Annotated in this window: 11 protein-coding genes; 9 read left to right on the top strand and 2 right to left on the bottom strand. The window is 60.2% G+C overall.

What is annotated here, in order from left to right:
* The first annotated feature begins 83 nt into the window (after positions 1–83).
* The 9 genes from ftsE (at position 84) to hutH (ending at position 10,139) form a co-directional block, all read left to right on the top strand.
* Complete coding sequence (gene ftsE / locus AB5Y84_RS08340) at positions 84–752, top strand: cell division ATP-binding protein FtsE (protein ID WP_005339995.1); 669 nt, start codon at positions 84–86, stop codon at positions 750–752.
* Positions 752–1,705, top strand: coding sequence for a permease-like cell division protein FtsX (ftsX, locus tag AB5Y84_RS08335; protein ID WP_005339996.1), 954 nt, complete (start codon positions 752–754; stop codon positions 1,703–1,705). Before ftsE ends, ftsX begins: the two co-directional genes overlap by 1 nt.
* A gap of 451 nt (positions 1,706–2,156) precedes the next feature.
* Positions 2,157–3,011, top strand: a complete 855-nt coding sequence (gene rpoH, locus AB5Y84_RS08330; RefSeq protein ID WP_033137699.1) for an RNA polymerase sigma factor RpoH — start codon at positions 2,157–2,159, stop codon at positions 3,009–3,011.
* 125 nt (positions 3,012–3,136) lie between these two features.
* The gene (gene can / locus AB5Y84_RS08325; protein WP_267518476.1) at positions 3,137–3,796 is read left to right on the top strand and encodes a carbonate dehydratase; all 660 of its coding nucleotides are present in this window, start codon (positions 3,137–3,139) and stop codon (positions 3,794–3,796) included.
* 11 nt (positions 3,797–3,807) lie between these two features.
* Positions 3,808–4,512, top strand: coding sequence for a histidine utilization repressor (gene hutC / locus AB5Y84_RS08320; RefSeq protein WP_026035093.1), 705 nt, complete (start codon positions 3,808–3,810; stop codon positions 4,510–4,512).
* A 154-nt stretch (positions 4,513–4,666) separates the two neighbouring features.
* Entirely contained in the window at positions 4,667–5,902 is a 1,236-nt protein-coding gene (hutI, locus tag AB5Y84_RS08315; protein ID WP_368176755.1) for an imidazolonepropionase, read from the top strand.
* Positions 5,895–6,839 carry a formimidoylglutamase gene (gene hutG, locus AB5Y84_RS08310; protein WP_368176754.1) on the top strand — a complete coding sequence of 315 codons (945 nt, stop codon included), beginning with the start codon at positions 5,895–5,897 and terminating at the stop codon, positions 6,837–6,839. Before hutI ends, hutG begins: the two co-directional genes overlap by 8 nt.
* 53 nt (positions 6,840–6,892) lie before the next feature.
* Positions 6,893–8,602, top strand: a complete 1,710-nt coding sequence (gene hutU, locus AB5Y84_RS08305; RefSeq protein ID WP_368176753.1) for a urocanate hydratase — start codon at positions 6,893–6,895, stop codon at positions 8,600–8,602.
* Between the two features lie 4 nt (positions 8,603–8,606).
* Positions 8,607–10,139, top strand: coding sequence for a histidine ammonia-lyase (gene hutH / locus AB5Y84_RS08300; RefSeq protein WP_368176752.1), 1,533 nt, complete (start codon positions 8,607–8,609; stop codon positions 10,137–10,139).
* Positions 10,140–10,284: 145 nt separating this feature from the next.
* On the opposite strand, the gene AB5Y84_RS08295 is transcribed toward hutH, so the two are convergent.
* The gene (locus AB5Y84_RS08295; RefSeq protein WP_005340008.1) at positions 10,285–11,382 is read right to left on the bottom strand and encodes a calcium:proton antiporter; all 1,098 of its coding nucleotides are present in this window, start codon (positions 11,380–11,382) and stop codon (positions 10,285–10,287) included.
* A gap of 310 nt (positions 11,383–11,692) precedes the next feature.
* A complete protein-coding gene (locus tag AB5Y84_RS08290) occupies positions 11,693–13,219 on the bottom strand; it encodes an EAL domain-containing protein (protein ID WP_368176751.1) in 1,527 nt (508 codons plus the stop codon).
* Between the last annotated feature and the right edge of the window lie 428 nt (positions 13,220–13,647).

The following is a 13,647-nucleotide window of genomic DNA, read 5'->3' as shown; positions in this document are numbered from 1 at the left end:
CCGTGATGAGTCAGCTCAGCCGTGATGAGTAAGTGTTCCATGCCCCGACTCCGGTCGGGGTTTGTCAATTTCAGGGAACCGTTATGATTCGTTTTGACAAGGTCAGCAAGGTATACAGCGGCGGCCATCAGGCGCTGCAAAAGGTCAGCTTTCACCTGCGCAAGGGAGAGATGGCCTTTCTGACCGGGCACTCGGGGGCGGGCAAGAGTACCCTCCTGAAACTGATCAGCGTGATGGAGCGCCCGACCGATGGTCGTGTCTTCTTTCATGGCGATGATGTCAGCCATATCCAGCGCAGCCAGATCCCCTATGTTCGCCGCCAGATCGGGATGATCTTTCAGGATCACCGCCTGCTGATGGACAGAACCGTGTTCGACAACGTGGCGCTGCCGCTGGTGATCGATGGTTACAGCCATGCGGACATCAACAAGCGGGTGGCTGCGGCGCTGGACAAGGTGGGGCTGCTCGGCAAGGAGCGTTACCAGCCGCGCATGCTCTCCGGTGGTGAACAGCAGCGGGTCGGCATCGCCCGCGCCATCGTCAACAAGCCGCCGCTGCTGCTGGCGGATGAACCGACCGGCAACCTGGACCCCCAGCTCTCCATGGACATCATGCGGCTATTTCAGGAGTTCAACAATTTTGGGGTCTCGGTACTGATTGCCACCCACGATCTGGGGCTGATCGCCCGCATGCGCTATCGCACTCTGACCCTCAAGGCGGGTCGCATGTATTCGGCCGGGGAGGAGCTCTGATGGCTATCGTTCGTCATAAACAACCGCCGCTGCGCCGTCTGATGATGTACGGGGTTGACCATGTGCGGCAGGCGTTTGCCAGTCTCGGGGAGTTGTGGCGCAATCCGCTCGCCTCACTGATGACGCTGGCGGTGCTTGGCGTCAGTCTGGCGCTGCCCTCTTGTTTCCACGTGTTGCTGAAAAACGCCGAGGTGGTGGAGGGAAGCTGGCAGAGCAGTTCCCAGATCTCCCTTTACCTGCGCAAGGATCTGCCGGAGCAGAGCATTCTCGATCTGCAGCACAGGATCTTGCTCTATCCCGAGGTGGATTCGGTCACCTACCTGAGCCGTGACGATGCGTTGCGGGAGTTTCGCGAGATCTCCGGCTTCGGTGATGCGCTCGATTATCTGGACAGCAACCCGCTGCCGCCTGTGTTGAGCGTGATCCCGGATCCGCGCTGGCAGAACCCGGAAGGGGCTGCCGAGCTGCTCAGCAAGCTCAACAACGAGGTGGGGGTCGAACAGGGCAAACTGGATCTGCAGTGGCTGACCCGGTTGCAGGGGATCATGAACCTGCTGCGCCACACCATTACCGGTATCGCGGTGCTGCTGCTCTCCGCCGTGTTGCTGATTGTCGGCAATACCCTGCGTCTCAACATCCTCAACCAGCGTTCCGAGATTGAAGTGCTCAAGCTGGTGGGGGCGACCGATTCCTTCATTCATCGTCCTTTCCTCTATACCGGTATCTGGTTCGGGGTCATCGGCGGCATGCTGGCCTGGTGGCTGACCGAAGTGATGGTGATCTGGAGCGAAGGGGTGGTGAAGGAGCTGGCGGGCTTGTATAACAGTAACTTCCGGCTGGTTGGCATGGGGGCGGTAGACGGGATCAATCTGATCTTGCTGGGCGCCCTGCTGGGGCTGATTGCCTCCTGGTTTTCGGTCCATCGCCACATTCGCGACATCGAACCATCCTGATTACTTTGTCATCAAAGTAAATCGCTGGATTTTGAGAGGCGGATCAAGTAAAAGAGGGGCCGTTTCTGGCTTGGCCCCCATAGTCAGAGTATTCTGAATAACAATGATCTTCCGGATCTTCGCTAGATCCAGTGAACCTTCTGATTTATAAGCAGTCTATTAAAGCTGAAGCATTTATACGGGTGTGGCCCCTCTGCCTTGCTCGTCAGACTTGGCAAGCATGTGAAGGTTGCGAGCTCCGCAACAATGGACTTAGCATGCTACTTTTCGGGGGTCCTTCATTGTGACCCCCTTTTTTTGACTGTTCATTCATGATTCATCCTGCAGGCTTAAGATAAGCCGGTCTAAAACTGGGCATGTTCTTTGATACACGCCGCAGAATGGCATCCGGTCAGTAGACAGACCCTCTCAGGGTGTTAGACTGATTCGATTGAAAAGTAAGAGGTAACAGATGGGAACTTCATTGCAGCGCACTATGGCTCTGATTCCGCAAGGTAGTCTGGAAGGCTATATCCAGGCAGTAAACTCTATTCCTGTGCTGAGCGCAGAGGAAGAGCGTGAACTGGCTGAGCGTTTGCAGCAGGATGGCGATCTCGAGGCTGCTCGTCAGCTGGTTATGTCGCACCTGCGCTTTGTCGTTCATGTCGCCAAGAGTTATGCCGGTTACGGCCTGCCTCAGGCCGATCTGGTTCAGGAAGGCAACATCGGCCTGATGAAGGCGGTCAAGCGCTTCGACCCGACGGTCGGCGTGCGTCTGGTCTCCTTTGCCGTGCACTGGATCAAGGCCGAAATCCACGAATATGTCCTGCGCAACTGGCGCATGGTCAAGGTGGCGACCACCAAGGCCCAGCGCAAGCTCTTCTTCAACCTGCGCAAATCCAAAAAACGTCTGGGCTGGCTGAACCACGAAGAGGTTCAGGCCGTGGCGGCCGATCTCGGCGTCTCCGCAAGCGATGTGACCGAGATGGAAGCGCGGATGGCCAACTACGATCAGGCGTTCGATCTGGTGGGTGATGATGAAGAAGAGGGCGGTTTCGCTCCGGTTCACTATCTGGAGGACAAATCCTCCGATCTGGCCGCGACCATCGAGAATGACAACTGGGACGATCACGCGACCCGTCGCCTGAGCTCGGCCCTCGCCACCCTGGATGAGCGCAGCCAGCACATCATCCGCGCCCGCTGGCTCGATGATGACAGCAAGACCACTCTGCAGGAGCTGGCCGATACCTACGGCGTCTCTGCCGAGCGTGTGCGTCAGCTTGAGAAAAACGCACTCAAGAAGCTGAAAGATGCCATGGAAGCCTGATGCTTCCTCTCATAAAAACAGGGCCTGATGGCCCTGTTTTTGTTTCGCAGGGATCTGGTCGGCCTTGCTTTGGTTACCCTTGAGTGTGTTATGTTGCCGCCACTGCCACATTAGGGAGAGCAGAAGTGAAACTGTTGAACGACCTGTTTACCAACAACCGTGAGTGGGCCGAACGGATCAAGGCCGAAGATCCCGCTTTCTTTGCCACTCTTTCTGCCCAGCAGGCCCCCGAATACCTCTGGATTGGTTGTTCCGACAGCCGGGTCCCCGCCAACCAGCTGATGGGGTTGCTGCCGGGGGATGTCTTCGTCCACCGCAATGTCGCCAATCTGGTGGTACATACCGATTTCAACTGCCTCTCCGTGCTGCAATACGCGGTGGAAGTGCTCAAGGTGAAGCACATCATTGTCTGCGGTCACTACGGTTGCGGCGGCGTCAAAGCCGCGATGCAGAACCAGGAGCTGGGTCTCATCGACAACTGGCTGCGCAACATCAAGGATGTCTACTTCAAATATAGTGAAGAGCTCGAGGCCATCGAGGATGAGCACGAGCGCTTCGACTATCTGTGCGAGCTGAATGTGGCCGAGCAGGTTGCCAACGTTTGCCACACCACCATCATCCAGAACGCCTGGCGCAAGGGGCAGGAGCTGGCGGTGCATGGCTGGATCTACGGAATTAAAGACGGTCTGCTGCACGATCTCGATCTCTGCATCAGCGGCCCGGATCAGATCCCCGATGTCTATCGCGCCTGGCCGGACATGCGTCCGCCCCACCGTCGGCGCTAGGGAGCTTCATGGTGGCGCCAGCCCTCTATCTGCAGATCAAGCAGCACATTCTGGACGGGATCCGCGAACGCCACTATCAGGCGGGGGACAGGATCCCGACCGAAGCGGCCCTGTGCGAGCAGTTCACCGTGAGCCGGATGACGGTCAACCGGGCGCTGCGGGAGCTGGTGGCGGAAGGGTGGCTGGTGCGTACCGCCGGTTCCGGTAGCTTCGTGGCGGACAGGCGCACCGAGTCGCCGCTGCTGGCTATTCGCAATATTGCCGACGAGATCGCCGAGCGTGGCAGCGAGTACAGCGCCCGGGTGATCCGGCTGCAGCGACTGGCTGCCGACGAGAAGGTGGCGGTACAACTGGGGCTACGGGTTGGCGCCCCCATCTTTCACAGCCTGATCGTCCATCAGGCCGATGGCGAGCCGTTGCAGCTGGAGGAGCGCTTTGTCGATGCCGGGCGCCTGCCGGGCTATGGCGAGCAGGATTTTACCCAACAGACTCCCAACCGTTATCTGATGGATGTCTGCCCCCTCTCGGAGATGGAGCACGTGGTGGAAGCCGTGCTGCCGAGCGCCGGTGAGGCGGGATTGTTGCAGATCCGCGTAGATTCCCCCTGCCTGTTGTTGCACCGGCGTACCTGGTCGGAGGGGCATCTGGTCTCCTATGCCCGTTTGCTCTCCCCCGGTTCCCGCTACAAGCTAAGCTCCAAGACTCAGTTGGAGTGAATGTATATACAACTCGATTTTGCAAAGCCCGCCTCCTGGTGGGCTTTTTTGTGCTTAAACTCTAAGTTTGATGCTGTTATCAGGATGTGAATTTCGCTCTTCCTTTCGTCATAGAGATCGACTATAAGAATATGTATATACATTTGAGGTCACTATGAACAAGGAACTGTTGAACTGCGAGCAGGTCTGGCTCAACGTGACGCCCGCTACCCTGAATGATGAGCTGGCCGACTACGGCCTGCTGCCGCTCCACGCCATCGGCGTGAAGGATGGCAAGATCCACGCGCTGGTGCCGATGGCCGAACTGAAGGGGTCGTATCCCGCTCACTGGCAGGATATGCAGGGCAAGCTGGTCACCCCCGGCCTTATCGATTGTCACACCCATCTGGTCTTCGCCGGCAGCCGTGCCGAGGAGTTCGAGCTGCGCCAGCAGGGGGTGCCCTATGCGGAGATCGCCCGTCGGGGCGGTGGCATCATCAGCACGGTGCGTGCGACCCGTGCCGCCAGCGAAGAGCTGCTGTTCGAGCTGGCGTTGCCGAGGGTGAAATCCCTGATCCGCGAAGGGGTCACCACGGTGGAGATCAAGTCCGGCTATGGCCTGACGCTGGATGATGAACTCAAGATGCTGCGGGTGGCCCGTCGACTGGGAGAGGCGTTGCCGATCCGGGTCAAGACCACTCTGCTGGCGGCCCATGCGGTGCCGCCGGAGTATCGCGACGATCCCGACAGCTGGGTCGAGACCATCTGTCAGGAGATTATCCCGGCCGCCGCCAAAGCGGGCCTGGCCGATGCGGTGGATGTCTTCTGCGAGCATATCGGTTTCTCGCTGGCCCAGACCGAGCAGGTCTATCTGGCGGCGGATCAGTACGGCCTGCCGGTGAAGGGGCATATGGATCAGCTCTCCAATCTCGGTGGCAGCACCCTCGCTGCCCACTTTGGCGCCCTCTCGGTGGATCATCTGGAGTATCTGGATCCGGAAGGGATCCTGGCGCTGGCCCACCGTGGCGTGGTCGCCACTCTGCTGCCCACCGCCTTCTATTTTCTCAAAGAGACCAAGCTGCCGCCGGTTGCCGCCCTGCGCAAGGCGGGGGTGGCGATGGCGGTCTCCTCCGACATCAACCCGGGTACCGCCCCCATCGTCTCGCTGCGGATGGCGATGAACATGGCCTGTACCCTGTTTGGCCTGACCCCGCTGGAGGCCATGCTCGGGGTGACCCGTCACGCCGCTAAAGCGCTCGGCGAGCAGGATCGCCTTGGCCAGCTCAAGGCGGGCATGGCGGCCGATTTTCTGATCTGGCACTGCGCCCATCCGGCCGAGCTGAGCTACATGGTCGGCGTCGATCAGCTGGCAGGCCGCATCTTCAACGGCGAGGAGACTCTCCATGGATAAGTTCAACCCGGTCGATATGTCGCTCTGGCAGGGACGACAGGATCCGGAAGATGGCGAACTGGCCCTGCGTTGGCACGACAAGGTGCAGCCCTGGGCCGCCGGGGCACAAGAAGCAGCTGGTGTAGTGCTGCTCGGTTTTGCCTGCGATGAAGGGGTTCGCCGCAACAAGGGGCGCATTGGTGCTGCCGGTGCGCCGCTGGCGGTGCGCAAGCTGCTGGCCAACACTGCCTGGCATCTAAATCGACCCGTCTACGATGGTGGGGATGTGAGTTGCCCCGACGGCGATCTCGACGCCGCCCACGGCCATCTGGCCGAGCGGGTCGCCGCTGCGCTTGATCTGGGCCACTTCCCGCTGGTGCTGGGGGGCGGTCACGAGGTGGCCTTCGGCAGCTGGAGCGGCCTCAACTTGCATCTGGCGGGTCAGGGGCGAGTCGGTATTATCAATTTTGACGCCCACTTCGACCTGCGCATGAAACAGGAGCAGGCGAGCTCCGGCACCCCCTTCTTCCAGATCGCCGAGCAGTGCGCCGCTCAGGGCTCGCCGTTTCACTACGCCTGCCTCGGGGTAGCCGAGACCGCCAATACCCAAGCCCTGTTTGCCCGTGCCAAGGCGCTGGGTGTGTGGCATGTGCTGGACGAGGCGATGACCCAGACCGAGCTGCCAGCCTTGCTAAGCGGACTGGACGCCTTTATCGCCCAGTGCGATCACCTCTATTTGACCATCGATCTCGATGTGCTGCCCGGCAACCTGATGCCGGGAGTGAGTGCCCCCGCCGCCCGCGGCGTGGAGCTGGCGGTGATCGAACCGCTCATTGCCCATATCCGGGCCAGCGGCAAGCTCAGGCTTGCCGATCTGGCCGAGTACAACCCGACGCTGGATCAGGACAACCGCAGTGCCCGCGTGGCCGCGCGGCTGGTTCATCTGTTGACCCGTTAACCCTTTGGCCGCACGTCGCCAAAGGCACCCTATTGATACAACAAGGAGTGTGTATGTCTATGCAACAGCAGGATCCCCGTCATGATCCTAACCGCGTGATCCGTGCCCCGCGCGGTACCGAGCTGACCGCCAAGAGCTGGCTCACCGAGGCGCCGCTGCGGATGCTGATGAACAACCTGGATCCCGAGGTGGCTGAGCATCCCCAGTCGCTGGTGGTCTATGGCGGCATCGGTCGCGCTGCCCGCAACTGGGCCTGCTTTGACAAGATCGTCGAGGTGCTGACCCGGCTCGAGGAGGATCAGACCCTGCTGGTGCAATCCGGCAAGCCGGTCGGGGTGTTCCAGACCCACAAGGACGCGCCGCGGGTGCTGATCGCCAACTCCAATCTGGTGCCCCACTGGGCCAACTGGGAGCACTTCAACGAGCTCGATAAGAAGGGGTTGATGATGTACGGCCAGATGACTGCGGGTTCCTGGATCTACATCGGTACTCAGGGGATCGTGCAGGGCACCTACGAGACCTTCTTTGCGGTGGCCAATCAGCACTTCAACGGTGAACCCAAAGGGCGCTGGATCCTGACCGGTGGTCTCGGCGGTATGGGTGGCGCCCAGCCGCTGGCTGCCACCATGGCTGGCTTCTCGATGATCGCCGTGGAGTGCGACGAGACCCGCATCGATTTTCGTCTGCGCACCCGTTATGTGGGCAAGAAGGCCCACAGCCTGGATGAGGCGCTGGCCATGGTCGAAGAGGCCAAGCAGAGCGGCGCCGCCGTCTCCGTCGGTCTGCTTGGCAACGCCGCCGACGTCTTCGCCGAGCTGGTGGCCCGTGGCATCACCCCTGACGTGGTGACCGACCAGACCTCCGCCCACGACCCGGTGCACGGCTACCTGCCGCAGGGTTGGAGCGTGGCCAAGTGGCGCGAGCTGCAGCAGAGTGCCCCGCAGGAGGTGAATCTGGCCGCTCGTCGCTCCATGGCCCGTCAGGTGGAGGCGATGCTGACCCTCCAAGAGCGCGGCGCGGCGACTCTGGATTACGGCAACAACATTCGCCAGATGGCGCTGGAGGAGGGGGTGGCGAACGCCTTCGACTTCCCCGGCTTCGTCCCCGCCTACATTCGCCCGCTGTTTTGCGAGGGGATAGGCCCGTTCCGCTGGGTGGCCCTCTCCGGCGATCCGGAAGATATCTACAAGACCGATCAGAAGGTCAAAGAGCTGATCCCCGATGATCCTCACTTGCACAACTGGCTCGACATGGCCCGCGAGCGCATCGCGTTTCAGGGGCTGCCGGCTCGGATCTGCTGGGTCGGGGTCAAGGATCGGGTACGCCTCGGTCTGGCCTTCAACGAGATGGTGAAAAACGGCGAGCTGAAAGCCCCCATCGTCATCGGTCGCGACCATCTGGATTCCGGCTCGGTGGCGAGCCCGAACCGCGAGACCGAGTCGATGATGGATGGCTCCGATGCCGTCTCCGACTGGCCTCTGCTCAACGCCCTGCTCAACACAGCCGGTGGCGCGACCTGGGTCTCCCTGCACCACGGCGGCGGGGTCGGTATGGGCTTCTCCCAGCACTCCGGCGTGGTGATCGTCTGCGACGGCTCCGATGACGCGGCCCGCCGCGTCGGTCGGGTGCTGCGCAACGATCCGGCCACCGGGGTGATGCGCCACGCGGATGCCGGCTACGAGATTGCCATCAACTGTGCCCATGAGGCGAAACTGGATCTGCCGATGATTGACGGCGCCAACGGTGTCAAAGGAAAGGTGTAACACCATGTTTGAATTGATTATTACCCCGGGCGAGCTGGATCTTGCCACCCTGCGTCGCGTCAGCCGCGAGCCGGTACATGTTTCACTGGATCCGGCCGCACTGCCGGGGATCCACGCCTCCGCCGCTGTGGTTACCAAGGTGATCGAGCAGAACCGGGTGGTGTATGGCATCAACACCGGTTTTGGCCTGCTGGCCAACACCCGCATTCCGGTGGAGCAACTGGACGAGCTGCAGCGCTCCATCGTGCTTTCCCACGCGGCAGGGATTGGCGAGTACATGGATGACGCCACCGTGCGGCTGATGATGGTGCTCAAGCTCAACTCGTTGGCGCGGGGCTTCTCCGGCATCCGGCTGAAGGTGCTTGAGGCCCTGATGACCCTCATCAACGCCGAAGTCTATCCGGTGGTGCCGAAGAAGGGATCCGTCGGTGCCTCCGGCGATCTGGCGCCACTGGCCCATATGAGCTGCCTGCTGATCGGGGAGGGCAAGGCCCGCCAAAAGGGCGAGCTGATCGACGCCGCCACTGCGCTGAAAATTGCCGGGCTCGAGCCCATCGCGCTGGCACCCAAAGAAGGATTGGCGCTGCTTAACGGCACTCAGGCGAGCACCGCCTTCGCGCTGGAAGGGCTGTTCCATGCCGAGGATCTCTACGCCGGTGCCATCACCATAGGCGCCATGAGTGTGGAGGCCGCCCTTGGCAGCCGCCGGCCGTTTGATGCCCGCATCCACGAAGTGCGAGGTCAGCGCGGCCAGATCGACGCGGCCGCCTGCTATCGCCACCTGCTGGTGGATGGCAGCGAGATCGGTATGTCCCATCACAACTGCGAGAAGGTGCAGGATCCCTACTCATTGCGCTGCCAGCCGCAAGTGATGGGGGCTTGCCTGACCCAGATCCGCCACGCCGCCGAGGTGCTGGTGTGTGAGGCCAACGCGGTCTCCGACAACCCGCTGGTGTTTGCCGAGGATGAAGAGATCCTCTCGGGCGGTAACTTCCATGCCGAGCCGGTGGCCTTCGCGGCCGATAATCTGGCGCTGGCCATCGCCGAAATCGGGTCGCTGTCCGAGCGGCGCATGGCGCTGCTGATTGACTCTCGGATGTCCGGTCTGCCGGCATTTCTGGTCAACAATGGCGGGGTGAACTCGGGCTTTATGATCGCTCAGGTCACTTCGGCGGCGCTGGCCTCCGAGAACAAGACCCTAGCCCATCCCGCCTCGGTGGATAGTCTGCCCACTTCCGCCAATCAGGAGGATCACGTCTCCATGGCGACCTTCGCTGGCCGCCGGCTGGCAGACATGGCGGAGAACACCCGTGGCATTCTGGCGGTCGAACTGCTGGCGGCGGCACAGGGGCTCGATTTCCGCGCGCCGCTGCGCAGTACCGCGCTGATCGAGCTGGCCAAGGGGCGACTGCGGGCAGAGGTGAGCTTCTACGACAAGGACAGGTACTTCGCGCCGGACATCGAAGCGGCCGCCGCCCTGCTGGGCCGTGCCAGCTACAACGACCTGATCCCGGCCGGGGTGCTGCCCAGTCTGTAAGCCTTGATCATCCTTCTCCCTTGGCGGGAGAAGGGTGGGGGATGAGGGGGAAGCCGCTTCACTGGCGCCGGTGAGATCCGGGAGCAGATAACAAAAGACCGCCCAATCGGGCGGTCTTTGCGTGTCTGACGTTGGTTGAACGCAGTTATTCGTGCTCGAACATCAGGAACAGATAGACCACGAACAACACCAGATGGGTCGCACCATGGAGCACATTGGTGCGGCCGCTGCTGAAGGTCACCTTGCACACCATCAAGGTCGTGACCAGCAGCACCATATCGGCGGGGGAGAGGCCGAGGCGCACCTCCTGATCCAGCATGGAGCCGATAAAGAGCACGGCAGGGACGGTGAGGGCGATGGTGGCCAGCACAGAGCCGAAGTAGAGGTTCATTGCCCGCTGCAGCTGGTTGTTGAAGGCGGCCTTGATGGCGCCGACTGCTTCGGGGGCCAGCACGATGCAGGCCACGATAAAGCCGCCCAGTGCGGCGGGCGCGTCCATCACATGCACCCCGTAGTTGATGGGGATGGCCAGGGTCTTGGCCAGCAGGATTACCACCAGCAGGTAGGCGAGCAACAGGATGGTGTGATAGACGTTGCTCTGCAGCGGGCCGTGGTGCTCCTCGTAATCCTCGTGATCGCTGTCGACGAAGAAGTGGCTGTGGCTGCGGGTCTGGATCAGCAGAAAGACCCCGTAGAGCAGGATCGAGATGATGATCAGCATCCACGACATGGCGCGCGACATACTGCCGATTGCACCACCCTCGGTGAAGTTGGGCAGCACCAGACAGAGCAGGGCCAGCGGGATGATGGCCACCAGATAGGATTTGACCCCATCCAGATTGAAGCTCTGGGTGTGGTAGCGCCAGCCGCCAAACAGCAGGGTGAAGCCCACCAGACCGGTACTCACCAGCATCACTACCGCAAACATGGTATCGCGGGCCATGGTGGGGTTGGGCTCGCCGGTCAGCATCACCGAAGAGATCATCACCACCTCCAGCGAGATGACCGAGAGGGTGAGGATCAGGGTGCCGAAGGGCTCGCCCAGCTTGATGGCGAGGGCATCGGAGTGGCGCACCACCGAGAAGATGGCCCAGGTGACGATGGCCAGTAGTGCCGCCGAAACAGGAAGATAGATCCCGAGCGGAGTTGTCTCTGTCAGCAGGTCACTGCCCAGGGTCTTGAAAAAGAGCAGGGTCAGCAGGCCAACGGGCAGGGCAATCTCTTGCCGGATAACTGTCTTCATAGGCAATGGTTCTCTATTGGGGGTCTTGACGACCGGATGACATAAACAGGCTGCACGGTTATCGGTTGCGCAATAACCGGCTCCTTATGATAAGGGTTGTTATCCCTGTCAGGGCAGATCATTTTGTTGCTGAATGTAAATAAGGGGTGGCAGGAGGTGGTTCGATTTCTCCATGGAGCCGGGCCCAGGTCTGCAGGGGGATTTACCCGCCTGATGGCCGGGCTGGGTTACGGCGCTACCGCCAGCATCAACCTGATGATGTCGAGCCGCTGGCCAAACCGTTTCACGGCCAAATCCTGCCATCTCTGCGTTAGCTGGCCTTCTGGTGTTGCAGCTGCCACTCCCGTTGCCAGTGGGTCAGTATCTTCAGCGGCATGGGTTTGCCGAAGAAGTAGCCCTGGATCAGATAGACGCCGTGTTGGCTCAGATAGTCGACTTGCAACTGGCTCTCGACCCCTTCGGCGATCATCTCCATGCCCGATTCCCGACCGAAGACGATGATGGCATCCAGTACGCTGCGCTTGAGGTCGTTGGTGCCTATGGTATCGACGAACATCTTGTCGATCTTGATCTGGCGGATCCCCAGGCTCTGCAGGTAGGCAAAGCCGCCGTAGCCGGTACCGAAATCATCCAGCTTGAAGTGATACCCCATCTGTTGCAGCAGGGTGATCTCCTCGGTGGCCGCCTTGATGTCGAGGATCGGCTTGCGCTCCGTCAGCTCGAAGGTGAGCCGGGCGGGTGAGGGGTTTTGGCTGTGAGCGAGCAGGGTGCGCAGCAGGGGCTGCTCGATATGGGCCGCCACCAGATTGACGCTGACCCACTGCTCCGGTGCCAGCTGTGGCAGGTCAGTGATCACCTGCTCCAGCAACTGTTCGGTCATCGGCAGGATCAGTCCCTGCTCCTCTGCATATTCGATAAAGGTGCCCGGGGGGATCAGCTCGTTTCCCCGCTGCCAGCGCAGCAGCGCCTCGAATCCCACCACTTGGTGGGTACGGGCATCCACTATCGGCTGGTAGAGGGGAATAAATTCCTTGCGTATCAATCCTGTTTGCAGCAGTCCTTTGAGGGAGCGCCGATAGCTGCGCAGCAGCCAGTATGTGACGCTTAACAGGGCGCCGAGTGCGATACCGAACCAGAGACCGTAGTGATTGAGTTGGTCATGGGCATATTGCTCCAGCGCTTTTCCCGCCCAGACCGTCTGTTTGGTGAGTTCATTGGGATCGAAGAAACTCAGGCTGATATTGCTCTCTTCCTGTTTGATCTCCTTGTCACCACGGGGAAAGTGGACTGTGCTTGCATCGCTATCCTGTCGGCTGAACTCCAGATAGAAGCAGTGGCTGCAGGGGTGTTGCAGCAGGTCGTGGCTCCAGCTGTTATCCAGCACCCAGTAGGCGAGGTTGTCGCCGGATCGGTAAAAGGCCACCAGCTCCTGCTCGGTATTGTATTTGGCCACGGTGGCGGTGATCCCCAGCTTGCCAAACTTCTGCCCGCTGTTCTGGAGCTCTTTGATCAGCGGGATCTCCACCCCCAGGCTGGAGCAGCTGTTGCCGGAGGCGAGCTCCAGTCCTTGCAGGCGGATATGAGCGCTGTAGAAGCGAGGATCGCGCAGCAGCTCCATGTCTTTGGCGCCGCAGTTGAACTCAAATTGTGCCAGTTGTTTGTTGATGGCGGCATCCAGCTCCCGGTGGCGTACTGCCATGGCTCCCTTGAGCTCGGCAACCTTCTCTTCCAGCAGATGAAAGGCCATCGGCTTGGCAAACCACAGGCCGAGAAACTGGCTGCCCACGACAGGCAGGACGAACAGCAACAGAGCGATCCAGACGGGTGATTTACGCAAAGGAAGTACCTGCCAGTTTCATGAGACACAAATGGACTTAGCCATCATAGAGCATTAGTGCAATCAATTTGAGTCCGAGTTGTCACACTTGTTGATTGATTTTTTAACTGCATGATTTTAAATGTGTTTATTATTAACTTTGGCTAGATTCAATCGCTGACCTGTCATAAATGACAATTGCTCAGCTTATCCGAACTGCATTAGAGTAGCCATGCGGTTTGACTCACCGTGTGTTCAATACTCCTGTATCTGTTTTTTGTCAGTAGCACAGAGTGTTAGTTTTGATATGAGTGTTCCTTTTGGTCCCCTTTGAGGGACCATTTTTCTGTCTGTCATCCCGCCCTTTCCCGCATCTGTAGCCCGTCATCCTTGGTATTCTTCCTCTTCTTTGGGTTATGCTTGCCCGCTTAAATTGCAGAAGCGGGATC

Origin of the sequence: Aeromonas sp. s11 (genome assembly GCF_040907945.1) — a bacterium.
Taxonomy (GTDB): Bacteria; Pseudomonadota; Gammaproteobacteria; order Enterobacterales; family Aeromonadaceae; genus Aeromonas; species Aeromonas veronii.
Note: the sequence above shows the minus strand (reverse complement) of the source record. Positions and strands in the feature narration are given on the sequence as shown.

Bases quoted from the DNA above. Each gene is read 5' to 3' on its own strand.
- rpoH (WP_033137699.1), top strand. From the start codon at position 2,157: ATGGGAACTTCATTGCAGCGCACTATGGCTCTGATTCCGCAAGGTAGT.
- ftsE (WP_005339995.1), top strand. From the start codon at position 84: ATGATTCGTTTTGACAAGGTCAGCAAGGTATACAGCGGCGGCCATCAG.
- hutU (WP_368176753.1), top strand. From the start codon at position 6,893: ATGTCTATGCAACAGCAGGATCCCCGTCATGATCCTAACCGCGTGATC.
- ftsX (WP_005339996.1), top strand. From the start codon at position 752: ATGGCTATCGTTCGTCATAAACAACCGCCGCTGCGCCGTCTGATGATG.
- hutG (WP_368176754.1), top strand. From the start codon at position 5,895: ATGGATAAGTTCAACCCGGTCGATATGTCGCTCTGGCAGGGACGACAG.
- hutH (WP_368176752.1), top strand. From the start codon at position 8,607: ATGTTTGAATTGATTATTACCCCGGGCGAGCTGGATCTTGCCACCCTG.
- AB5Y84_RS08295 (WP_005340008.1), bottom strand. From the start codon at position 11,382: ATGAAGACAGTTATCCGGCAAGAGATTGCCCTGCCCGTTGGCCTGCTG.
- hutI (WP_368176755.1), top strand. From the start codon at position 4,667: ATGAACAAGGAACTGTTGAACTGCGAGCAGGTCTGGCTCAACGTGACG.